General features: G+C 71.3%; 18 protein-coding genes. 15 read left to right on the top strand and 3 right to left on the bottom strand.

Annotation, left to right across the window (positions count from 1 at the left end):
• The 10 genes from OG392_RS13545 (at position 1) to OG392_RS13590 (ending at position 12273) form a co-directional block, all read left to right on the top strand.
• Complete coding sequence (locus OG392_RS13545; RefSeq protein ID WP_329279010.1) at positions 1 to 1926, top strand: acetyl/propionyl/methylcrotonyl-CoA carboxylase subunit alpha; 1926 nt, start codon at positions 1 to 3, stop codon at positions 1924 to 1926.
• Positions 1923 to 2861: a hydroxymethylglutaryl-CoA lyase gene (locus tag OG392_RS13550; protein ID WP_329279013.1), complete on the top strand. Its 939-nt coding sequence runs from the start codon at positions 1923 to 1925 to the stop codon at positions 2859 to 2861. The genes OG392_RS13545 and OG392_RS13550 overlap by 4 nt, the downstream gene beginning before the upstream one ends.
• An 8-nt stretch (positions 2862 to 2869) precedes the next feature.
• A complete protein-coding gene (locus OG392_RS13555; protein WP_329279016.1) occupies positions 2870 to 4030 on the top strand; it encodes an acyl-CoA dehydrogenase family protein in 1161 nt (386 codons plus the stop codon).
• A gap of 120 nt (positions 4031 to 4150) precedes the next feature.
• Positions 4151 to 5011: a siderophore-interacting protein gene (locus tag OG392_RS13560; protein ID WP_329279018.1), complete on the top strand. Its 861-nt coding sequence runs from the start codon at positions 4151 to 4153 to the stop codon at positions 5009 to 5011.
• Positions 5012 to 5198: 187 nt separating this feature from the next.
• Positions 5199 to 6662 carry a pyridoxal phosphate-dependent decarboxylase family protein gene (locus OG392_RS13565; RefSeq protein WP_329279020.1) on the top strand — a complete coding sequence of 488 codons (1464 nt, stop codon included), beginning with the start codon at positions 5199 to 5201 and terminating at the stop codon, positions 6660 to 6662.
• On the top strand, positions 6649 to 7932 hold the full coding sequence (locus tag OG392_RS13570) for a lysine N(6)-hydroxylase/L-ornithine N(5)-oxygenase family protein (RefSeq protein WP_329279023.1): 1284 nt from the start codon (positions 6649 to 6651) through the stop codon (positions 7930 to 7932). Before OG392_RS13565 ends, OG392_RS13570 begins: the two co-directional genes overlap by 14 nt.
• Entirely contained in the window at positions 7929 to 8459 is a 531-nt protein-coding gene (locus OG392_RS13575) for a GNAT family N-acetyltransferase (RefSeq protein WP_329279025.1), read from the top strand. The genes OG392_RS13570 and OG392_RS13575 overlap by 4 nt, the downstream gene beginning before the upstream one ends.
• Positions 8456 to 10243, top strand: a complete 1788-nt coding sequence (locus OG392_RS13580; protein WP_329279027.1) for an IucA/IucC family protein — start codon at positions 8456 to 8458, stop codon at positions 10241 to 10243. The genes OG392_RS13575 and OG392_RS13580 overlap by 4 nt, the downstream gene beginning before the upstream one ends.
• Positions 10244 to 10440: 197 nt before the next feature.
• Positions 10441 to 10995 carry a precorrin-3B C(17)-methyltransferase gene (locus OG392_RS13585; RefSeq protein WP_329279030.1) on the top strand — a complete coding sequence of 185 codons (555 nt, stop codon included), beginning with the start codon at positions 10441 to 10443 and terminating at the stop codon, positions 10993 to 10995.
• 57 nt (positions 10996 to 11052) lie between these two features.
• Complete coding sequence (locus tag OG392_RS13590; protein WP_329279032.1) at positions 11053 to 12273, top strand: FG-GAP-like repeat-containing protein; 1221 nt, start codon at positions 11053 to 11055, stop codon at positions 12271 to 12273.
• 119 nt (positions 12274 to 12392) lie between these two features.
• On the opposite strand, the gene OG392_RS13595 is transcribed toward OG392_RS13590, so the two are convergent.
• Positions 12393 to 14018 carry a beta-N-acetylhexosaminidase gene (locus OG392_RS13595; protein ID WP_329279035.1) on the bottom strand — a complete coding sequence of 542 codons (1626 nt, stop codon included), beginning with the start codon at positions 14016 to 14018 and terminating at the stop codon, positions 12393 to 12395.
• A gap of 204 nt (positions 14019 to 14222) precedes the next feature.
• On the opposite strand from OG392_RS13595, the gene OG392_RS13600 reads away from it, so the two are divergent.
• Both OG392_RS13600 and glmS read left to right on the top strand, forming a co-directional pair.
• Positions 14223 to 14498 carry a hypothetical protein gene (locus OG392_RS13600; RefSeq protein ID WP_329279037.1) on the top strand — a complete coding sequence of 92 codons (276 nt, stop codon included), beginning with the start codon at positions 14223 to 14225 and terminating at the stop codon, positions 14496 to 14498.
• 53 nt (positions 14499 to 14551) lie between these two features.
• Positions 14552 to 16369: a glutamine--fructose-6-phosphate transaminase (isomerizing) gene (glmS, locus tag OG392_RS13605; RefSeq protein WP_329279039.1), complete on the top strand. Its 1818-nt coding sequence runs from the start codon at positions 14552 to 14554 to the stop codon at positions 16367 to 16369.
• A gap of 153 nt (positions 16370 to 16522) precedes the next feature.
• Here the strand turns inward: glmS and OG392_RS13610 are convergent, their stop codons facing one another.
• Together OG392_RS13610 and OG392_RS13615 are read right to left on the bottom strand one after the other, a co-directional pair.
• Positions 16523 to 17086: a GPR1/FUN34/YaaH family transporter gene (locus OG392_RS13610; RefSeq protein ID WP_329279041.1), complete on the bottom strand. Its 564-nt coding sequence runs from the start codon at positions 17084 to 17086 to the stop codon at positions 16523 to 16525.
• Between the two features lie 264 nt (positions 17087 to 17350).
• Entirely contained in the window at positions 17351 to 17872 is a 522-nt protein-coding gene (locus tag OG392_RS13615) for a universal stress protein (protein WP_327162191.1), read from the bottom strand.
• 345 nt (positions 17873 to 18217) lie between these two features.
• Between OG392_RS13615 and OG392_RS13620 the strand changes: the two genes are divergently transcribed.
• The 3 genes from OG392_RS13620 to orn all read left to right on the top strand — a co-directional run bounded on the left by OG392_RS13620 (position 18218) and on the right by orn (position 21079).
• The gene (locus tag OG392_RS13620) at positions 18218 to 18682 is read left to right on the top strand and encodes a hypothetical protein (RefSeq protein ID WP_329279046.1); all 465 of its coding nucleotides are present in this window, start codon (positions 18218 to 18220) and stop codon (positions 18680 to 18682) included.
• Positions 18683 to 19124: 442 nt separating this feature from the next.
• On the top strand, positions 19125 to 20294 hold the full coding sequence (locus OG392_RS13625) for a helix-turn-helix domain-containing protein (protein WP_329279048.1): 1170 nt from the start codon (positions 19125 to 19127) through the stop codon (positions 20292 to 20294).
• 182 nt (positions 20295 to 20476) lie between these two features.
• The gene (gene orn, locus OG392_RS13630) at positions 20477 to 21079 is read left to right on the top strand and encodes an oligoribonuclease (protein WP_329279050.1); all 603 of its coding nucleotides are present in this window, start codon (positions 20477 to 20479) and stop codon (positions 21077 to 21079) included.
• Positions 21080 to 21196: the final 117 nt, after the last annotated feature.

The raw sequence follows: 21196 nt of genomic DNA on the forward strand, positions 1-21196 counted from the left end.
ATGTTCGACACAGTGCTCGTCGCGAATCGCGGCGAGATCGCGGTCCGGGTCATCCGCACGCTGCGGGAACTCGGTGTGCGTTCGGTCGCGGTGTACAGCGACGCGGACGCCGACGCCCGGCACGTACGGGAGGCGGACACGGCGGTACGGATCGGCCCGCCGCCGGCCTCGGAGTCGTACCTGTCGGTGGAGGCGCTCCTCGACGCGGCCCGCCGGACGGGCGCGCAGGCGGTGCATCCGGGGTACGGCTTCCTCGCGGAGAACGCGGGGTTCGCGCAGGCGTGCGCGGATGCCGGGCTCGTCTTCATCGGACCGCCGGCCTCGGCTATCTCCCTGATGGGCGACAAGATCCGGGCGAAGGAGACCGTGAAGGCGGCGGGTGTCCCCGTCGTCCCCGGCGCGGCCGACCCCGAACTGGAGGAGGCGGCCCGCGCGCTGGGTGCTCCGGTGCTGCTCAAGCCGAGCGCCGGCGGTGGCGGCAAGGGCATGCGGCTGGTCCGCGACCTGTCGACGCTGACGGAGGAGATCGCGTCCGCGCGCCGCGAGGCCCGGGCCTCCTTCGGTGACGACACGCTGCTGGTGGAGCGGTGGATCGACCGGCCCCGGCACATCGAGATCCAGGTCCTGGCGGACGCCCACGGAAACGTGATCCACCTGGGCGAGCGCGAGTGCTCGCTGCAGCGCCGCCACCAGAAGATCATCGAGGAGGCGCCGAGCGTCCTGCTGACCCCGGAGATCCGGGCGTCGATGGGCGCGGCGGCCGTCGAGGCGGCGCGCTCCTGCGGATACGTCGGCGCGGGCACGGTCGAGTTCATCGTGCCGGGCGGCGACCCGTCCTCGTACTACTTCATGGAGATGAACACCCGCCTCCAGGTCGAGCACCCGGTGACCGAGCTGATCACCGGCGTGGACCTGGTGGAGTGGCAGCTGCGGGTGGCGTCGGGCGAGCCCCTTCCGTTCGCGCAGGAGGACATCACCCTCACGGGCTGGGCGATCGAGGCACGGATCTGCGCGGAGGACCCCTCCCGGGGCTTCCTGCCCTCGGGCGGCACGGTCCTGGCCCTGAACGAGCCGCAGGGGCAGGGGGTCCGCACGGACTCGGGCCTCTCGGAGGGCACGGAGGTCTCGTCCCTCTACGACCCGATGCTGTCGAAGGTCATCGTGCACGCCGAGGACCGGCCGACGGCCCTGCGCCGTCTCCGGGCGGCCCTGGCGGACACGGTGACCCTGGGGGTCCCCACGAACGCGGGCTTCCTGCGCCGCCTGCTCGCGCATCCGGACGTCGTCTCGGGCGCCCTGGACACGGGCCTGGTGGAACGGGACGCGGAGAGCCTGATCCCGGACGGCGTCCCGGACGAGGTGTACGCGGCGGCGGCGGCCGTACGGCTCGTGGAGCTGGCTCCGGCACCCCGGGACGGCTGGACCGACCCGTTCTCCGTGCCGAGCGGCTGGCGCCTGGGCGGCAGCCCCGCCCCGCTGCCCTTCCCGGTCCGCGCGGCGGGACTCGAACCCGTCGTCGCCGAGGCGCCGGCCGGCGCCCGGGTCACGGACGCCTCGGTGACGGTCACGGTGGACGGCGTCGTCCACCGCTTCCACCGGGCCGGCGACTGGCTGGGCCGCGACGGCGACTCCTGGCACGTCATGGATCACGATCCCGTCGCCGCCGCGCTCTCCGGCGCCCGGCACGGGGGCGCCGACACGCTCGCCGCGCCGATGCCGGGGACCGTGACCGTCGTGAAGGTGGCGGTCGGGGACGAGGTCGAGGCCGGGCAGAGCCTGCTGGTCGTCGAGGCGATGAAGATGGAGCACGTCATCTCCGCCCCGCACGCCGGCACCGTCACCGAGCTGGACGTCACGCCCGGTTCGACCGTCGCCATGGACCAGATCCTGGCCGTGGTGACGCCGCGCGAGGAGGAGGGCGCATGACCGCCGCGGGACTGCCCATGGTCGTGCCCGATCCCGCGCTGCCGGCCCGGGTGCGGATCCACGAGGTCGGCGCGCGCGACGGGCTGCAGAACGAGAAGGGCGCCGTCCCGACCGACGTGAAGGCGGAGTTCATCCGGCGGCTCGCCGCCGCCGGGCTCTCCACGGTCGAGGCGACCAGCTTCGTGCACCCCAGGTGGGTGCCCCAGCTGGCGGACGCGGAGGACCTGTACCCGCTGGTCCGCGATCTGCCGGTGCGGCTCCCGGTGCTCGTGCCGAACGAGCGCGGGCTCGACCGCGCCCTCGCTCTGGGCGTGCGTGAGATCGCCGTCTTCGCCTCCGCCACGGAGTCCTTCGCGAAGGCCAACCTGAACCGGACCGTCGACGAGGCCCTCGCCCTGTTCGCCCCCACGGTCACCCGTGCCATAGAGGCGGGGCTGAAGGTGCGCGGCTATCTGTCGATGTGCTTCGGCGACCCGTGGGAGGGTGCCGTCCCGGTCGAGCAGGTCGTCCGCGTCACCAAGGCCCTCGCCGAGATGGGCTGCGACGAGCTGAGCCTCGGCGACACCATCGGCGTCGCCACTCCCGGGCATGTCGAGGCGCTGCTGACCGCGCTCGGCGAGGCCGGCGTCCCCGCCTCCCGCCTCGCCGTGCACTTCCACGACACCTACGGCCAGGCCCTGTCCAACACGCTCGCCGCGCTCCGCCACGGAGTGACCACGGTCGACGCCTCCGCCGGCGGCCTCGGCGGCTGCCCGTACGCGAAGAGCGCGACCGGCAATCTCGCCACCGAGGATCTCGTGTGGATGCTCGACGGTCTCGGCATCGAGACCGGGGTCGATCTGGCCGCCCTCACCGCCACAAGCGTGTGGATGGCCGACCAGCTGGGCCGGCCCAGCCCCTCCCGTACCGTCCGCGCCCTCTCCCACAAGGAGTGACGTCCCCCATGTCTCTCGACCACCGGCTCTCCGCAGAGCACGAGGAACTCCGCCGTACCGTCGAGGCGTTCGCGCACGATGTCGTGGCGCCGAAGATCGGCGACTACTACGAGCGGCACGAGTTCCCGTACGAGATCGTCCGCGAGATGGGCCGTATGGGCCTGTTCGGGCTGCCGTTCCCCGAGGAGTACGGCGGCATGGGCGGTGACTACCTGGCGCTCGGCATCGCCCTGGAGGAGCTGGCCCGGGTCGACTCCTCCGTGGCGATCACCCTGGAGGCGGGTGTCTCGCTCGGCGCGATGCCCGTGTACCTCTTCGGTACGGACGAGCAGAAGCGCGAGTGGCTGCCGAGGCTCTGCGCCGGCGAGCTGCTCGGTGCCTTCGGGCTCACGGAGCCGGGCGCGGGTTCGGACGCGGGCGGCACGCGGACGACGGCCGTGCGCGACGGCGACCACTGGGTCATCAACGGTTCGAAGTGCTTCATCACCAACTCCGGTACGGACATCACGGGTCTGGTGACGGTCACGGCGGTCACCGGGCGCAAGCCCGACGGCCGTCCGCTGATCTCCTCGATCATCGTCCCGTCCGGCACCCCGGGGTTCACCGTCGCCGCTCCGTACTCGAAGGTCGGCTGGAACGCCTCGGACACCCGTGAGCTGTCCTTCGACGACGTCCGCGTCCCGGTGGAGAACCTGCTGGGCGAGGAGGGCCGCGGGTACGCGCAGTTCCTCCGGATCCTCGACGAGGGCCGGGTCGCGATCGCGGCGCTGGCGACGGGTCTGGCGCAGGGCTGTGTCGACGAGTCGGTGAAGTACGCGAAGGAACGTCACGCCTTCGGCCGGCCGATCGGCGACAACCAGGCCATCCAGTTCAAGATCGCCGACATGGAGATGCGGGCGCACATGGCCCGGATCGGCTGGCGGGACGCGGCCTCGCGGCTGGTCCGCGGCGAGACGTTCAAGAAGGAGGCGGCGATCGCGAAGCTGTACTCCTCGACGGTGGCCGTGGACAACGCCCGTGAGGCGACGCAGATCCACGGCGGCTACGGCTTCATGAACGAGTACCCGGTGGCCCGGATGTGGCGCGACTCGAAGATCCTGGAGATCGGCGAGGGTACGAGCGAGGTCCAGCGCATGCTGATCGCGCGGGAGTTGGGCCTCCAGGCCTGACCTCGGCCAGGTCCGCACGAAGGGCCGTACGCCGGTCCGCACGGAGGGCCCGCCGCCCCGAGGGGGTGGCGGGCCCTCCCCCGTTCCAGGGTTGATGAGGTTAGGCTAACCTATGTTTTCATGACGATCTCCGAGACCGCCCCCTTCCAGTTCTTCCACCTGCGGGTGGACCGGACCCGGCGGCTCGGCCCGTCCCTGGTCCGGGTCACCTTCACCGGTGACGAGCTGAGGAACTTCGCCGCCGGCGGCCGCGATCAGTCGCTCTCCCTCTTCCTGCCGCACCCCGGCCAGGACGCGCCCGCGATGCCGCCGCTGGACGATCCGGACATGTACGCGATCCTCGGCGCCTGGCGCGCGATGCCCGACGACGAGCGGGCCGTGATGCGTTCGTACACCGTCCGCGAGCAGCGGGCCGAGCCGGAGCACCCCGAGAACGCCGTCGACATCGACTTCGCGATCCACGAGGACGGCGGCCCCGCCTGCCGTTGGGCCTCGCGGGCCACCCCCGGCGACCGCGTGGTCGTCCTCGGCCCGGCGGTCCCCGACAACACCGGTGTCCGCTTCCGGCTGCCCGAGGACGCCGACTCCGTCCTGATCTGGGCCGACGAGACGGCCCTTCCGGCCGCCTCGGCGATCCTGGAGTGGCTGCCGGCCGAGACCCGCGCCCAGGTGTTCCTGGAGGTGCCGTACTCCGGCGACCGTACGGAACTGGCGACCCGGGCGGACGCGACCGTCACCTGGCTCGTACGCGAGGAGGGGGCTCCGTCCGCCGTGGACGCGGTGCGCGGCGTCGGACTGCCCGGGCGGGCCCCGTACGTCTGGATCGCGGGCGAGTCGGGCGCGGTGAAGGCGCTGCGCCGGCACTTCGTGCGGGACCGTGAACTCGACCGGCGCCGGGTGACGTTCGTCGGCTACTGGCGCAAGGGTCTGTCCGAGGACGCGTTGCGTGAGGTTCCGGACGCAACGCAGGAAGACCTGTAGCCGGTTCGCCGGCCGACGAACCGGACACTCCGGGCGTTACGTGCGTCAACTCCTGTGACCCATGAGGGGCGAGGGGCCGTTGCGATGAAAAGTTAGGTTAGGCTAACCTTGTTTTCACCGTGTCGCCCCTCGCCCCTTTCCCCTGTCCGGAGGGCGCGACCGAGCCCCGTACCTGGAGGCCCCCCACATGCGCTCTCACCTGCTCAACGACGCCACGGCGGAGAGCTACCGACGCTCCGTCACCGAGGGAGTCGAGCGGGTGGCGGACAAACTCGCCGCGACGCGAGGTCCGTTCACCGGAGTGACCCCCGCCGAGCTCGCGCCCGTCATCGACGCCGTCGACCTCGACAAGCCGCTCGGCGACGCCTCCGCCGCACTCGACGAGCTGGAGAGCGTCTACCTCCGCGACGCCGTCTACTTCCACCACCCCCGCTACCTGGGCCACCTCAACTGCCCGGTGGTCATCCCCGCCGTCCTCGGCGAGGCCGTCCTCTCGGCGGTCAACTCCTCGCTCGACACCTGGGACCAGAGCGCGGGCGGCACCCTCATCGAGCGCAAGCTCGTCGACTGGACCAACGGCCGCATCGGCTTCGGCCCCGACGCCGACGGCGTGTTCACCAGCGGCGGTTCGCAGTCCAACCTCCAGGCGCTGCTGCTCGCCCGCGAGGAGGCCACGGCCGGGCGAGGCGGGTGGGAAGGGCCGGCCGACCTGTCGAGGCTCCGGATCTTCTCCTCCGAGTGCAGCCACTTCAGCGTCCAGAAGTCGGCGAAACTCCTCGGCCTCGGCATGGACGCCGTCATCTCCATCCCGGTCGACCGTGACAAGCGGATGCAGTCCGTCGTCCTCGCCGCCGAGCTGGAGGCCTGCCGCGCCGAGGGCCTCGTCCCGATGGCGATCGTCGCCACCGCCGGCACCACCGACTTCGGCTCCATCGACCCGCTGCCCGAGATCGCCGCCCTGGCCGCCGAGTACGGCGCCTGGATGCACGTGGACGCCGCCTACGGCTGCGGACTCCTCGCCTCCCCGACCCGCCGTCACCTCCTGGACGGCATCGAGCGGGCCGACTCGGTCACCGTCGACTTCCACAAGTCCTTCTTCCAGCCGGTGAGCTCCTCCGCGATCCTGGTCCGCGACGGAGCCACCCTGCGACACGCGACCTACCACGCGGACTACCTCAACCCGGCCAGGACGGTCGCCGAGCGGATCCCCAACCAGGTCGACAAGTCCCTCCAGACCACCCGCCGCTTCGACGCGCTCAAGCTGTGGATGACCCTGCGCGTGATGGGCGCCGACGGTGTCGGCGGGCTCTTCGACGAGGTCTGCGACCTGGCCGCCGAGGGCTTCGCGCTGCTCGCCGCCGACCCGCGCTACGAGGTCGTGGTCGAGCCGCGGATCTCCACCCTCGTCTACCGCTACGTCCCGGCCGCCGCCGCCTCCCCCGAGGACGTGGACCGCGCCAACCTGCACGCCCGCAAGGCCCTGTTCGCCTCCGGCGAGGCCGTCGTCGCCGGCACCAAGGTCGACGGCCGCCAGTACCTCAAGTTCACCCTGCTCAACCCCGAGACCACCGCGGCCGACATCGCCGCCGTCCTCGATCTGATCGCCGGCTACGCCGAGCAGTACCTGGGAGAGACCCTTGTCCACGCCTGAGACGACCGAGATCCACGACTTCATCGGCATCGGACTCGGTCCGTTCAACCTCGGCCTCGCCTGCCTGACCGAGCCGATCGACGAGCTGAACGGCCTCTTCCTGGAGTCGAAGCCGGACTTCGAGTGGCACTCGGGGATGTTCCTCGAAGGCGCCCACCTCCAGACCCCGTTCATGTCGGACCTGGTCACGATGGCCGACCCGACCTCGCCGTACTCCTTCCTGAACTACCTGAAGGACAAGGGGCGGCTGTACTCGTTCTACATCCGCGAGAACTTCTACCCGCTGCGGACCGAGTACAACGACTACTGCCGCTGGGCCGCCGGGCGCCTCTCCTCCGTCCGCTTCTCGACGACCGTCGCGACCGTGACGTTCGACGAGGCCGCTGAGGTCTACGTGGTGACCACCGAGGCCGGAGAAACGTTCCGCTCGCGTCGTCTGGTCCTCGGCACCGGCACCCCGGCGTACGTCCCCGAGACCTGCCGGGGCCTCGGCGGCGACCTGATCCACAACTCGCGCTACCTCCCCAGCAAGGAGGAGCTCCAGAAGAAGAAGTCGATCACCCTGGTCGGCAGCGGCCAGAGCGCCGCCGAGATCTACTACGACCTCCTGAGCGAGATCGACGTCCACGGGTACCGGCTCAACTGGGTCACCCGCTCACCGCGCTTCTTCCCGCTGGAGTACACCAAGCTCACGCTGGAGATGACGTCGCCGGAGTACGTGGACTACTTCCACGCGCTGCCCGAGCAGACCCGCTACCGCCTGGAGACCCAGCAGAAGGGCCTCTTCAAGGGCATCGACGGAGAGCTCGTCGACGCCATCTTCGACCTGCTCTACCAGAAGAACCTCGGCGGCCCCGTGCCCACCAGGCTCCTCACCAACTCCGCCCTGCACGCCGCCGCGTACGACGACACCAGCGGCACGTACACCCTCGGCTTCCGCCAGGAGGAGCAGGAGAAGGACTTCACCCTGGAGACCGAGGGCCTGATCCTCGCCACCGGGTACAAGTACGCCGTCCCCGCCTTCCTGGAGCCGGTCCGCGACCGCCTCAACTGGGACGGTCAGGGCCGCTTCGACGTGGCCCGCAACTACGCGATCGACACGACGGGCCGCGGGGTGTTCGTCCAGAACGCCTCGGTGCACACCCACTCGATCACCTCCCCCGACCTCGGCATGGGGGCGTACCGCAACGCGTACATCATCGGGGCGATGCTGGGCTACGAGTACTACCCCGTCGAGAAGACCATCGCCTTCCAGGAGTTCGCCGCATGACCGTCCGCTTCCGCCCGCTCGACCCCGTCCAGGACGCGGAACTGCTCCACGGCTGGGTCACCCATCCCAAGGCCGCGTTCTGGATGATGCAGGACGCGAGCGTCGAGGACGTCGTGCGCGAGTACACGGCCTTCGCCGAGCACCCGCACCACGAGGCGTTCATCGGCCTCGTCGACGGGGTCCCCTCGATCCTCATGGAGCGCTACGACCCGGCCCACCTGGAGCTGGTCGGTCTCTACGACCCGCTGCCCGGTGACGTCGGCATGCACTTCCTCGTCGCCCCGACCGACACCCCCGTGCACGGCTTCACCCGCAAGGTGATCACCGCCGTGATGGCCGAGCTGTTCGCCGACCCGGCGACCGCCCGGGTGGTCGTCGAGCCCGACGTGTCCAACAAGGCCGTCCACGCGCTCAACGAGGCCGTCGGCTTCGTGCCGGAGCGGGAGATCCAGAAGCCGGAGAAGAAGGCGCTGCTGAGCTTCTGCACCCGGGAACAGTTCGAGGCCGCCGCGGGAGTCGCCGTATGAGCACCATCGATGTGACGGACCCCGTCGCGCACCTCACCCCGGAACTCTGGGCGGACGCCAACCGCGCGCTGATCCGCAAGGGTCTCGCGGAGTTCGCCCACGAGCGGCTCCTCGACCCGCGCGAGCTCGGCGAGAGCCGCTACGCGGTCGTGTCCGACGACGGCGCCACCGAGTACCGCTTCACCGCGGACCGGTACGCCCTCGACCACTGGCAGGTCTACGCCGAGTCGATCAGCCGCCACCGCGGCGACGAGCAGCTCCCGCTGGACGCGCTCCAGTTCATCACCGAGTTGCGCGGCGCCCTCGGCCTGAGCGACGAGGTCCTGCCCGTCTACCTGGAGGAGATCTCGTCCACGCTCGCCGGTACGGCGTTCAAGGCGACGAAGAAGCCGGTCACCTCCTCCGAGCTGACCCGCGCCGGCTTCCAGGCGATCGAGACGGGGATGACCGAGGGCCACCCCTGCTTCGTCGCCAACAACGGCCGGCTCGGCTTCGGCGTCGACGAGTTCCGCGCGTACGCCCCCGAGGCGGCGAGCCCGATCCACCTGATCTGGCTGGCGGCGCGGCGCGACCGCACCACCTTCACGGCCGGCGCGGGCATCGACTACGACACCTTCGTCCGCGCGGAGCTGGGCGACGCGACGGTGGACGGCTTCGCGGCGACGCTGGCGGCCCGCGGCCTCGACCTGGCGGACTACCTCCTCATCCCCGCCCACCCGTGGCAGTGGTGGAACAAGCTGTCCGTCACCTTCGCGGCCGAGGTCGCGCAGCAGCGCCTGGTGTACCTGGGCGAAGGCGACGACACGTATCTGGCGCAGCAGTCGATCCGTACCTTCTTCAACACCTCGGACCCGGCCAGGCACTACGTCAAGACGGCCCTCTCGGTCCTCAACATGGGCTTCATGCGGGGTCTGTCGGCCGCGTACATGGAGGCCACCCCGGCCATCAACGACTGGCTGCACACCCTCATCGAGTCGGACGCGACCTTCCGGTCGGCCCGCTTCTCGATCATCCGCGAGCGGGCGGCCGTCGGCTACCGGCACCTGGAGTACGAGGCCGCGACCGACCGCTACTCGCCGTACCGCAAGATGCTGGCGGCGCTCTGGCGCGAGTCGCCGGTGCCGACGCTCGCCGAGGGCGAGCGGCTCGCGACGATGGCGTCCCTGGTCCACGTGGACCACACGGGCGCGTCGTTCGCGGGTGCGCTGATCAAGGAGTCGGGCCTGGAGGCCCGGGTCTGGCTCCGCCGGTACCTGGACGCCTACCTGCTGCCGGTCCTGCACAGCTTCTACGCGTACGACCTGGCGTTCATGCCGCACGGCGAGAACGTGATCCTGGTCCTCGACGAGCACGGCGCGGTGTCCCGGGCGATCTTCAAGGACATCGCCGAGGAGATCGTCGTCATGGACCCGGCGGCGGTCCTGCCGCCGGCGGTGGAGCGGGTCCGCGCGGAGATCCCCGAGGACATGAAGGTCCTCTCGGTCTTCACGGACGTCTTCGACTGCTTCTTCCGCTTCCTCTCGGCGACGCTCGCCACGGAGGGCGTCCTCGACGAGGACGGCTTCTGGCGGACGGTCGCGGAGTGTGTGCGCGGCTACGAGCGGTCGAAGCCGGAACTGGCGGACCGGTTCGCCCAGTACGACATGTTCGCGGAGACCTTCGCCCTGTCGGCCCTGAACCGCCTCCAGCTCCGCAACAACAAGCAGATGGTCGACCTCTCGGACCCGTCGGCGGCCCTCCAGCTCGTCGGCGACCTGGTCAACCCGATCGCCCGTTTCGCCTGACCTTCCCCGGACCGAGGGGAGCCCCGGCGGAGTACGGTCCCCGCCGGGGCTCCCGTCCGCTCCGGTCGCGCTCCGTACCGCGACCGGCCCGGCAGCCCCGGAGGAACCCCGCCTTCCCGGACGCCCGACGGCTACGGCTGGGTCACATCCCCGGCAGACCGGCCCGGAGGGCCCGCTCCGGCCCGCAGGATGAGGGCATGAGCCGTCACCCCGTCCGTACCGCCGTCCTCGGCGTCCTCCTGTCCGCAGGCCTCGTCACCTCGGTCGGCGGCTGCGCCGACCCGTCGGACGATCCGCGTGCGACCGCCTCCCGCGAGGGCATGCGGTACTGCCCGGCGCCCAACGAGCCGCCGCTCGCACCGCAGACGCCGTGCATCTCGCAGGATCCCGCCCAGAAGTACGCGGAGAACCACGGCTACCGGCGCCAGACGGCGATCACCGAGGAGCAGCGTGCCGGGGCGCGGGGCAGGGCGGAGGACCTCGCCGAGGCCCTGCGGGGCCTGACGGGCAGGCCGGTGGGCGCGTCCGAGGTGCGGGCGGCGGCGGCCGTCGCCCTCGGCCTGGAGCCGGGGGACATCGAGTACCGGGCGGGCGCCGACGGCAAGGGCAAGGGCCTGCAGAACATCGACGTCGGTGGCGGCGAGGGCAGGGTCTGCGTCAACGGCCGCATCGACGACCAGGGCCGGGTCACCGCCGAGGTCGCCGGCCGCACCTTGGACGGCACGTGCCTGCCCGGGCTCGGAGGCCACTGAGCCGTCCCGTACAACCATTCGGGCGGTCGGTGGTCTCACTCGGCGGAAAGGGAACACATGCGCGAGATGATGAAGCGGGGTCTGGCATCGCTGCTGGGCCTCGCGACCCTGGGAACCGTCGCCGTCGCCACGGCCGCGCCGGCCCAGGCGGCCGTGAGCGACTGCCCGGCGGGCTACTTCTGTGCCTGGACGCAGGAGAACGCGAAGGGGTCGATGCTCAAGACGAAGACGAACATGGCCACGATGGGCTCGTGGGGCACCCGGTTCGGCTCGTACATCAACCGGACGTCCGCGTACGCCTGCATGTACGAAGCGCCGAACTACAAGGCGTACGAGGGCTACTGGTCGGAGAACCCGTCGAGCAACGGCTCCTGGACCACCGGGCCGATGTTCGGCATGGCCTCGCTGAAGTTCGTCCGGGCGGAGCGCGAGTGCTCACAGCCGGCGTACCCCTCGTGGTACGCGGAGCAGTCCCCGACGGTGGCCGGCTTCGGTGACATGAACCGGGACCGCAGGGCCGACGTCCTCGTACGGGACCTGGTGGGGCGGCTCTGGTTCCTGCCCGGCGACGGCACGGGCCGGATGGTCGGCTCCGGCGGCTGGAACGGCATGAACGCCTTCGTGCGCCACGGCGACTTCACCGGAGACGCCCGCGAGGACCTCGTCGCCCGCGAGGGTGCGACCGGCAGGCTGTGGCTGTACCCCGGCACGGGGACGGGCACGCTCGGCGCCCGCAAGCTCATCGGCTCCGGCGGCTGGAACGGCATGAGCCGGATCACCGGCGTCGGCGACCTGTCCCGGGACGGCCGCGCCGACCTGGTGGCCGTCGAGCACTCCACGGGCAGGCTCTGGCTCTATCCGGGCACCGGCTCCGGCCGCATCGGGGCCCGCAAGCTGCTCGGCTCCGGCGGCTGGAACACCATGAACACCCTCGTCGGCGCCGGCGACACGAACGGCGACGGCCGCGTCGACCTGATCGCCCGGGAGAAGGCCACGGGCAGGCTCTGGTCCTACGCGGGCACCGCCTCCGGCGGCATCGGGGCGCGCAAGCTGATCGGCTCCGGCGGCTGGAACGCGATGGACACCTTCCTCGCGGTCGGTGACTCCACCGGCGACGGCCGGCCCGACCTGTCCACCGTCACCAACAGCGACTACGCCATCGACGGCTTCCGCGGGCACCCGGGATGGCTGGTCGGCTACCGCGGTCTCGGCACCGGCGCCTTCGCGGCCGGTGTGCGCGACGACGGCGAATGGTGGGGCCTCAACGGCGCCTTCTGACCTCCGGCGTCCCCCCGCACGGGCCGTGCCGACGCACGCCGGTGCGGGGGGCAGGAAGTCAGGGCCGGCCGGTCCGGTCCCGCCCCCCACCGTCCCCCTCCGGTCCCGCCGACCACCCGTTACTCCGCCGGCCAGGGGACCTCCGGGGAGCGGTAGTAGTCGATGCCCAGGGCGTCGAACCTCGGGGCCTGCTCCGCGAGGCGGACCTTGTAGGTGTCCCAGTCGTGGGTCGCCGCCGGGGACCAGCCCAGTTCCGCCAGGCCCGGCAGGCGCGGGAAGGCCATGACGTCCAGGTCGTCCGTGGTGGCCAGCGTCTCGGTCCACAGCGGGGCCTCGATGCCGCGGACGGAGTCCTCGGGGGCGCCCGCGAGATAGCCGGCCGGGTTCCAGTCGTAGGACCTGCGGACCTCCACATAGCCCGCCCAGGCGAGGCCGAGCTTGGTGTCCTTCGTGTACTTCATGTCGAGGTAGGTGCGGTCGGCCGGGGAGAGGATCAGCCCGGTGCCGTTCCTGGCGGCGGCCGCGACCCGCTCCTTCTCTTCCGTGGGCGTCCGGTCGAGGCCCCAGTACTGGACGAGGGCGCCGTCCGCCGGGGTCGTGCCGGTCAGCTGGTGCCAGCCGACGACCTTCTTGCCGTACTTCGCGACGACGGGCTGCACCTTGTCCATGAAGGTCACGTAGTCCGCGTGGCTGGTGGAGTGCGCCTCGTCGCCGCCGATGTGGAGGTACCGGCCGGGGGTGAGCGCGGCGATCTCGCGGATCACGTCGTCGACGAAGTCGTACGTGGCGGCCTTCGGCACGCACAGGGAGCTGAAGCCGACCTTGGTGCCGGTGTAGAGCGGCGGGGCGACGCCGTCGCAGTTGAGCTCGGCGTAGGAGGCGAGGGCGGCGTTGGTGTGGCCGGGCAGGTCGATCTCGGGGATCACCTCCTGGTAGCGGGAGGCGGCGTACCGGACGATCTCCTGGTACTGCGCCTTGGTGTAGAAGCCGCCGGGGCCGCCGCCGACCTCGGTGGAGCCGCCGTAGGTGGTGAGCCGGGGCCAGGAGTCGACGGCGATGCGCCAGCCCTGGTCGTCGGAGAGGTGCAGATGGAGGGTGTTGACCTTGTAGAGCGCGAGCTGGTCGATGTACCGCTTCACCTCGTCGACGGTGAAGAAGTGGCGGGAGACGTCGAGCATGGCGCCCCGGTAGGCGTACCGCGGGGTGTCGGTGATCGTGCCGCCGGCGATCTTCCAGGGGCCGGTCTGGACGCTCTTGCGCTCGACGGCGGAGGGCAGCTGCTGGCGCAGGGTCTGGACGCCGCGGAAGAGCCCGGCGGGTTCCCGCGCGGTGAGGACGACGCCGTCCGGGCCCGAGCTGAGCCGGTAGCCCTCGTCGCCGAGCGCGGTGTCGCCGGGGCTGAGCCGGAGCCGGATGCCGCCGGCGGCGGCCACGTCGTCGACGACGGGCAGCGGGAAGCCGGTGGCGGGGCGGAGCAGTCCGGCGAGGTAGCGGCCGAGCTCCCGGGTCGTGCCGTCCACGCCGATGCGGGTGGTCCGGGTGAGGGCGTAGGGCTCGCCCTCGGGGGTGACGGAGGCGGGTACGGGCACGATGCGGCCGAGCGGGCGCACCTCGGGCTCGGCGGCGGCCGCGGCGTTCTTGCCGTCCGCCGTGCTGTCGGCGGCGGCCTCGCCGCAGCCGACTCCGGCGGCGGCGACCAGGAGCAGGGATCCGATCAGGCGCGGAATCCTTCGGCGCTGTGTCACAGGCTGGTCCCCTTCAGGCTTTGGATCAGGCGTTGGACGCGTCTGTCGAGTTCTATATCCGAACCGTCACCATGCGTACCGCCGAGGTTCCCACCCGTCAAGGTATGGACCAATCACCCCGGATTTCGAAGTGATCATGGCCATCCTGCCCGATATCGGGCAGGATTCTTGCGAACAGGGAGGGCTGACCCCCAATATTCATGGGTGCTCGAACGCCGCCCGTCGCACGACGACCTCATCGACCACCTGGTCCGCAGCACCGCGCTCCAGCGCGGTGAGGCCGCCCGGGTGGTACTCGACGTGCTGGCGTACTTCGACGAGACGACCGAGGAGTTCGTCCGTCGCCGCCACCGCGAACTGCAGTCCGGCGGGGCCGTGAACACCGAGATCTTCGAACGGATCTCGGTGGAACTGCCCCATCGGGCCGTGGCGCCGCCGGAGCTCTCGCTCCGGCAACTGCGCCGCATCGTCTACGGCTGAGGCGCGAACGAGCACGGCGAGCACGCTCACCAACCTGGAGGGGTTTCACCTTTATGTGCGGAATTGTCGGTTACATCGGAAAGCGCGACGTCGCCCCGCTGCTCCTCGAGGGCCTGGCGCGTCTGGAGTACCGGGGCTACGACTCGGCCGGCATGGTCATCACCAGCCCGAAGGCCGCCGGCCTGAAGATGGTGAAGGCCAAGGGTCGCGTCCGTGACCTGGAGGCCCGTGTCCCCAAGCGCTTCACCGGCACCACCGGCATCGCCCACACCCGCTGGGCCACCCACGGTGCGCCGAGCGACCTCAACTCGCACCCGCACCTGGACCCCGAGAACAAGGTCGCGGTCGTCCACAACGGCATCGTCGACAACGCCCAGGAGCTCCGCGCCAAGCTGGAGGCCGACGGCGTCGTCTTCGCCTCCGAGACGGACACCGAGGTCATCACCCACCTCATCGCCCGCTCCCAGGCCACCACCCTCGAGGAGAAGGTCCGCGAGGCGCTCAAGGTCATCGAGGGCACCTACGGCATCGCCGTGATGCACGCGGACTTCAACGACCGCATCGTCGTTGCCCGCAACGGCTCGCCGGTCATCCTCGGCATCGGCGAGAAGGAGATGCTCGTCGCCTCCGACGTCTCCGCCCTGATCGCCCACACCCGCCAGGTCGTCACCCTCGACGACGGCGAGATGGCCACCCTGAAGGCCGACGACTTCCGTACGTACACGACCTCGGGCGCGTCCACCACCGCCACCCCTGAGACCGTGGAGTGGGAGGCCGCCTCCTACGACATGGGCGGTCACGACACGTTCATGCACAAGGAGATCTCCGAGCAGCCCGACGCGGTCGACCGCGTGCTGCGCGGCCGGATCGACGACCGCTTCTCCACCGTGCACCTGGGCGGCCTGAACCTGGACCCGCGCGAGGCCCGCACCATCCGCCGGATCAAGATCCTCGGCTGCGGCACCTCGTACCACGCCGGCCTCATCGGCGCCGGGCTCATCGAGTCCATGGCCCGCATCCCCGCCGACGCCGAGCCGGCCTCGGAGTTCCGCTACCGCAACCCGGTCGTGGACCCCGACACCCTCTACATCGCCGTCTCCCAGTCCGGTGAGACCTACGACGTGCTCGCCGCCGTCCAGGAGCTCAAGCGCAAGGGCGCCCGCGTCCTCGGCGTGGTCAACGTGGTCGGCTCCGCCATCGCCCGCGAGGCCGACGGCGGCGTGTACGTCCACGCCGGCCCCGAGGTCTGCGTCGTCTCCACCAAGTGCTTCACCAACACGGTCACCGCCTTCGCGCTGCTCGCCCTGCACCTGGGCCGCATCCGCGACCTGTCCGTCACCGACGGCAAGCGCATCATCGAGGGCCTGCGCAAGCTGCCCGCGCAGATCCAGGAGATCCTCGAGACCGAGGACGAGATCAAGAAGATCGCCGCGGAGTACGCCGGCGCCCAGTCGATGATGTTCATCGGCCGCGTCCGGGGCTACCCCGTCGCCCTCGAGGCCTCCCTGAAGCTCAAGGAGATCTCCTACATCCACGCCGAGGCCTACCCCGCCTCCGAGCTGAAGCACGGCCCGCTCGCCCTCATCGAGCCGGCCCTGCCGACGGTCGCGATCGTCCCCGACGACGACCTGCTGGAGAAGAACCGCGCCGCCCTGGAGGAGATCAAGGCCCGCAGCGGCCGCATCCTCGCGGTCGCGCACCAGCCGCAGGCGAAGGCCGACCACACCATCGTCGTGCCGAAGAACGAGGACGAGCTGGACCCGATCCTGATGGGCATCCCGCTCCAGCTCCTCGCCTACCACACGGCGCTCGCCATGGGCCGCGACATCGACAAGCCGCGCAACCTGGCCAAGTCCGTCACGGTCGAGTAGCAGCGGCCTCGGGGCCTGTCCCCCCGAGCCGCGCCGCCGGGCCTGTCCCCCGGAGGTTCGACCGGACACGAACAGTCCCCGTGCATCCCAGGTGCACGGGGACTGCTTCATTCCCGGGCGCCCGCGGTCAGCCCGTACGAGCGACCCGATCGGTCAACTCGCCGCCGCCGCGCTGCGGTTCGCCCTGCCGAGCGCGGTCGGCCAGCCGGCCACCGCGGCCGTGGCGCCGTACCACGCCACCAGGCCCGCGACGGCCGCCGCCCAGCCTCCCGCCTTCGCGAGCCCGCCGTTGTCGGCGAGCGCCCCGATGCCGAGCAGCAGGAGCGCGACGAACAACAGCCCGTACACGCCCTGCCCGAACAGTCCGCTGCCCGAGGCGGCCAGCGTCAGAGTGAGCGCCAGGAGCGCCCACAGGAGCAGGAAGACGCCCACGGCGTCGGCGGACACCCCGCCGCCCGCCGCGGTGCCCCAGGTGAACCAGAAGGCGCCGAGCGCCGCGAACGCCGTGCCCTCACCCTTGTCGCCCGCACGGAGGGCGAGCAGTCCGACGAGGAAGAGCGTGACCCCGCCGACCCAGGTGGCGAGGCCCGCGGCATCCGCTGCCGCGACGTTGTCGATGACACCCGTGCCGCCCAGGCCGAAGGCCAGCAGGGTCAGTCCGAGTGCGAGGTGGCCGAGAGTGGAAGTGGTGTTTCCCGCGGCGACTTCGTTGTTCACGGCGGGCTCCCTTCAAGTGCGCAGGTGTACTGCGTGAGCTGCTGTGTTCCGGTGACGCTTATGTACCCTTCACAAGCACACAATTCACCTGAGGAAGGCCGAAATTATGGCGGGATGACGTCAGTTGAGAAGGAGACCTGACGGGCCGTACGGGGCGGCAGAGGGTCTCGCACCCGACGGAAGGGGTTCTCGTGCGCGACGGAAGGGGTTCTCGTGCGCGAGGACGGCGGAGCTCCCGTACGCGAGGGAGGGCGCCCGGGCGCCCTACGGGATGACGATCACGGGCCGCTGGGCGCGGCGCGCGAGGCGGCCGGCCACCGAGCCGAAGATCCGGCCGACGATCCCGTGCGTGGAGCCGACCACGATCGCGTCGGCCGAGTACTCCCGGCCGACCTCCTCCAGCTCGTGGCAGATGTCGCCACCGCGCTCGACGAGGATCCAGGGCACCTCGGAGAGGTGCTCGGCACAGGCCAGCTCCAGGCCGAGGACCTCGGTCCGGTGATCGGGCACGTCGACGAAGACGGGGGGCTCGCACCCGGCCCACACCGTGGTGGGCAGCCTGTTGGCCACGTGCACGATGATCAGGCCCGAGCCGGAGCGCCTGGCCATGCCGATGGCGTACGCGAGGGCTCGCTCACTGGACATGGAGCCGTCGAAGCCGACGACGACCCCGTGCCGGAAGGCCGGGTCGCAGGCGTGACGTGGCTGTTCGACCGCGAGGGGGTCGACCGTGGAATCGGCGACGCGCTTGCGGTCCGCGGGTTCGGAGAATTCGTGACCGGCCATCGGTGTCTCGGCGAAGAGGGTCCTCGTGGGAAGGGACGGGGAACGGAGGGGACGGAACAACGGGTGGCGGCGGAGCCTGTGTCCGGGAATCATCTTCCCAAGCCCATACCCCCAAGGGTACGGCGACACTCCTCTCCTGCCCAGAGCCCGCCGTGCCACTGCCCGGCGTGCGCCCCGCTCGCGCGCGGCGTTCCAGGGAGCATGCCCGAGCGGCTCGGGATCTGGCAATGCCGGTTGTGCCCTACAGGTGTCCGTACAGGGGCCAAACGGACGTCGCCGAGAGTGACCGTAACGTTCCGCTTCTCGTTGCCACAGGTCCAGCCCACCGTCGCAGGGAGACCGCCCGTGCCCGCACCATCGACAGCCGCCGGCCAGACCTCCACCTCCCCCGCCGCCCGCGCCGCCGCGCTCACCGGGCCCCGCGGCCGCCGCCGGGCGCCCGTGCTCGGCCCGGCCGGCGCCGCCGACCCGGATCCGGGCAGCGGGCCGGGAGCGGCGGGGGCGGTCCCGCGCGCGGGGGCGGGCGGGGGGACGGGTACGGGGACGGGCGGCGGGACGGGCGGCGGGACGGGCGCGGCCGGCGGCGCCGCGGACCAGCAGGCCGGTGACGTCGTCCGCTGGGCGGTCTTCTGCTGCGTCCTGGTCCCGGTGGTCCTGCTCGTCTACGGCAGCTCGCTCGGCGGCGCCGCCGGGACCGCGCTCGGCCTCGTCTCGGTGACGGCGGCCTGCCGGGTGCTGCTGCGGCGCTCGGAGCAGGGGATGCGGAGCGAGTGTGCCCGCGGCAGGCGGCGCGGCTCTGGCACCCCCTAGGTTTCCGGGGGTGCAAACCGGCACCAATCAGGGCGCCTGTAAGGCCCGCCCCCCGTGGAGTTGACAGGTTCGTACACGCGAACCCATATGTTTTCAGCCAACTTCCATCCGTCGGCGAGTCCTTGGCGGAACGGTTGCCCAACCCGGGTGCCGGCACCCGAAAATGCCCCGCCCCAAGGGCTCGCACCCCCCGCGTACGGGGGCGTTCGCCACCCCGGCCCCTCCCCGGAGGCCCTCCCGACGGAAGACTTCACGATCGATCGCTTCGCGCCAAGTGGCCTTGTCGACAATCCACCGGATGAAGAACTTGTCACGCCGGCTCCATGGAACGCAGTAGATTCGATCATGGGTACCGAAGACTGGGGTCTCGTGCAAAACCGAGGGGAAACGTGCAGGAGCGACACGACCAGGGAGACGCGAACACCGAGGGGGGCTTAGCGTCATGAGCCAGGACTCCACCGCACCGGAGGCCGCACGGAAGCTGACCGGGCGGCGCCGTCGCGAAGTCGTCGCGGTGCTGCTGTTCAGCGGCGGCCCCATCTTCGAGAGCTCCATCCCGCTCTCCGTGTTCGGCATCGACCGGCAGGACGCCGGTGTGCCCCGCTACCGACTGCTCGTCTGTGCGGGCGAGGACGGACCGCTGCGGACCACCGGTGGACTCGAACTGACCGCGCCGTACGGCCTGGAGGCGATCAGCCGGGCGGGCACCGTCGTCGTCCCGGCCTGGCGGTCGATCACCTCGCCGCCACCGCCGGAGGCGCTCGAAGCGCTGCGCCGCGCCCACGAGGAGGGCGCGCGGATCGTCGGTCTGTGCACCGGGGCGTTCGTACTCGCCGCGGCCGGCCTGCTCGACGGCCGCCCGGCGACGACGCACTGGATGTACGCGCCGACGCTCGCCAAGCGCTATCCGTCGGTCCATGTGGACCCCCGGGAGCTCTTCGTCGACGACGGGGACGTGCTGACCTCCGCGGGCACGGCGGCCGGAATCGATCTGTGTCTGCACATCGTGCGGACCGACCACGGCACGGAGGCCGCAGGCGCCCTGGCGCGCCGGCTGGTCGTCCCGCCGCGGCGCAGTGGCGGTCAGGAGCGCTACCTCGACAGGTCTTTACCTGAGGAGATCGGCGCCGACCCGCTGGCCGAGGTCGTCGCCTGGGCACTGGAGCACCTCCACGAGCAGTTCGACGTGGAGACCCTGGCTGCCCGCGCGTACATGTCACGGCGGACCTTCGACCGCCGGTTCCGCTCGCTGACCGGTTCGGCCCCCCTCCAGTGGCTGATCACCCAGCGGGTGCTGCAGGCGCAGCGGCTGCTCGAGACGTCCGACTACTCGGTCGACGAGGTCGCGGGCCGATGCGGCTTCCGCTCGCCGGTGGCGCTGCGCGGTCACTTCCGGCGGCAGCTCGGCTCCTCCCCGGCGGCCTACCGGGCGGCGTACCGGGCGCGGCGTCCGCAGGGCGACACCGCCACGGCGGTGCTCGACCCGGTCGTGCCCGCCCAGGTCGTGGCCGGAATGCGGCGCCCGGGGTCCCCGCTGGACCAGGGGAAGCCGCAGTCCGACGTCTACGCTCCGGGGCGCCCTTCGCTCCCGGGCCAGCGCAGCGCGCCGTAGCGAGAAAGACCGCCGCCGCCACAAGCGGCGCGACGCAGGAACGGCGGGCCCTCGGGGACATCTCCCCCGGGGGCCCGTCGGCGTTGTCCGGGGGCCGCTCGGGGGGCTCCGTGCGGCGCGACGCGGGGCCGAGGGTGCCCTCGACCCGCTCCGACATGGGAAAGAGCCCCTAAGGTGGACGCATGAACGATCGCATGGTGTGGATCGACTGCGAGATGACCGGGCTCTCGCTGACGGACGACGCACTCATCGAGGTGGCCGCACTGGTCACCGACTCGGAACTGAACGTGCTCGGCGACGGGGTGGACATCGTGATCCGCCCGCCGGACAGGGCCCTGGAGACCATGCCCGAGATCGTGCGCCAGATGCACACGTCCTCGGGGCTGCTCGACGCGCTCGCCGGCGGCACCACGCTCGCCGACGCGGAGGCCCAGGTCCTCGCGTACATCCGCGAGCACGTCAAGGAACCCGGCAAGGCTCCCCTGTGCGGGAACTCGGTCTCCACGGACCGCGGCTTCCTCGCCCGGGACATGCCCGCCCTGGAGAGCCACCTGCACTACCGGATCGTCGATGTCTCCTCGGTCAAGGAGCTGGCCCGCCGCTGGTACCCGAGGGCGTACTTCAACAGTCCGGAGAAGAACGGCAACCACCGGGCGCTCGCCGACATCCGCGAGTCCATCGCGGAGCTGCGCTACTACCGCGAGGCGGTCTTCGTCCCGCAGCCCGGCCCCGACTCCGAGACCGCGAAGCAGATCGCGGCACGGCACGTCGTACCGGCCGAATAATCCCCTCCACGGAGGGCCGCTCGCGCCCGCACATCAATGCGGGCGCGAGCACCCTCCAGGACCCTGTAGACTTCTTCTCGGCCGGTCGGGGAAACCCTCGGGAAAACCGCCGGTCAT

It is taken from the genome of Streptomyces sp. NBC_00691 (genome assembly GCF_036226665.1).
In the GTDB taxonomy this organism is placed as follows: domain Bacteria; phylum Actinomycetota; class Actinomycetes; order Streptomycetales; family Streptomycetaceae; genus Streptomyces.

Coding starts and splice junctions, on each gene's coding strand:
- OG392_RS13555 (WP_329279016.1), top strand. CDS start 2,870: ATGTCTCTCGACCACCGGCTCTCCGCAGAGCACGAGGAACTCCGCCGT.
- glmS (WP_329279039.1), top strand. CDS start 14,552: ATGTGCGGAATTGTCGGTTACATCGGAAAGCGCGACGTCGCCCCGCTG.
- orn (WP_329279050.1), top strand. CDS start 20,477: ATGAACGATCGCATGGTGTGGATCGACTGCGAGATGACCGGGCTCTCG.
- OG392_RS13580 (WP_329279027.1), top strand. CDS start 8,456: ATGAGCACCATCGATGTGACGGACCCCGTCGCGCACCTCACCCCGGAA.
- OG392_RS13590 (WP_329279032.1), top strand. CDS start 11,053: ATGCGCGAGATGATGAAGCGGGGTCTGGCATCGCTGCTGGGCCTCGCG.
- OG392_RS13550 (WP_329279013.1), top strand. CDS start 1,923: ATGACCGCCGCGGGACTGCCCATGGTCGTGCCCGATCCCGCGCTGCCG.
- OG392_RS13545 (WP_329279010.1), top strand. CDS start 1: ATGTTCGACACAGTGCTCGTCGCGAATCGCGGCGAGATCGCGGTCCGG.
- OG392_RS13585 (WP_329279030.1), top strand. CDS start 10,441: ATGAGCCGTCACCCCGTCCGTACCGCCGTCCTCGGCGTCCTCCTGTCC.
- OG392_RS13615 (WP_327162191.1), bottom strand. CDS start 17,872: ATGGCCGGTCACGAATTCTCCGAACCCGCGGACCGCAAGCGCGTCGCC.
- OG392_RS13575 (WP_329279025.1), top strand. CDS start 7,929: ATGACCGTCCGCTTCCGCCCGCTCGACCCCGTCCAGGACGCGGAACTG.
- OG392_RS13565 (WP_329279020.1), top strand. CDS start 5,199: ATGCGCTCTCACCTGCTCAACGACGCCACGGCGGAGAGCTACCGACGC.
- OG392_RS13560 (WP_329279018.1), top strand. CDS start 4,151: ATGACGATCTCCGAGACCGCCCCCTTCCAGTTCTTCCACCTGCGGGTG.
- OG392_RS13625 (WP_329279048.1), top strand. CDS start 19,125: ATGAGCCAGGACTCCACCGCACCGGAGGCCGCACGGAAGCTGACCGGG.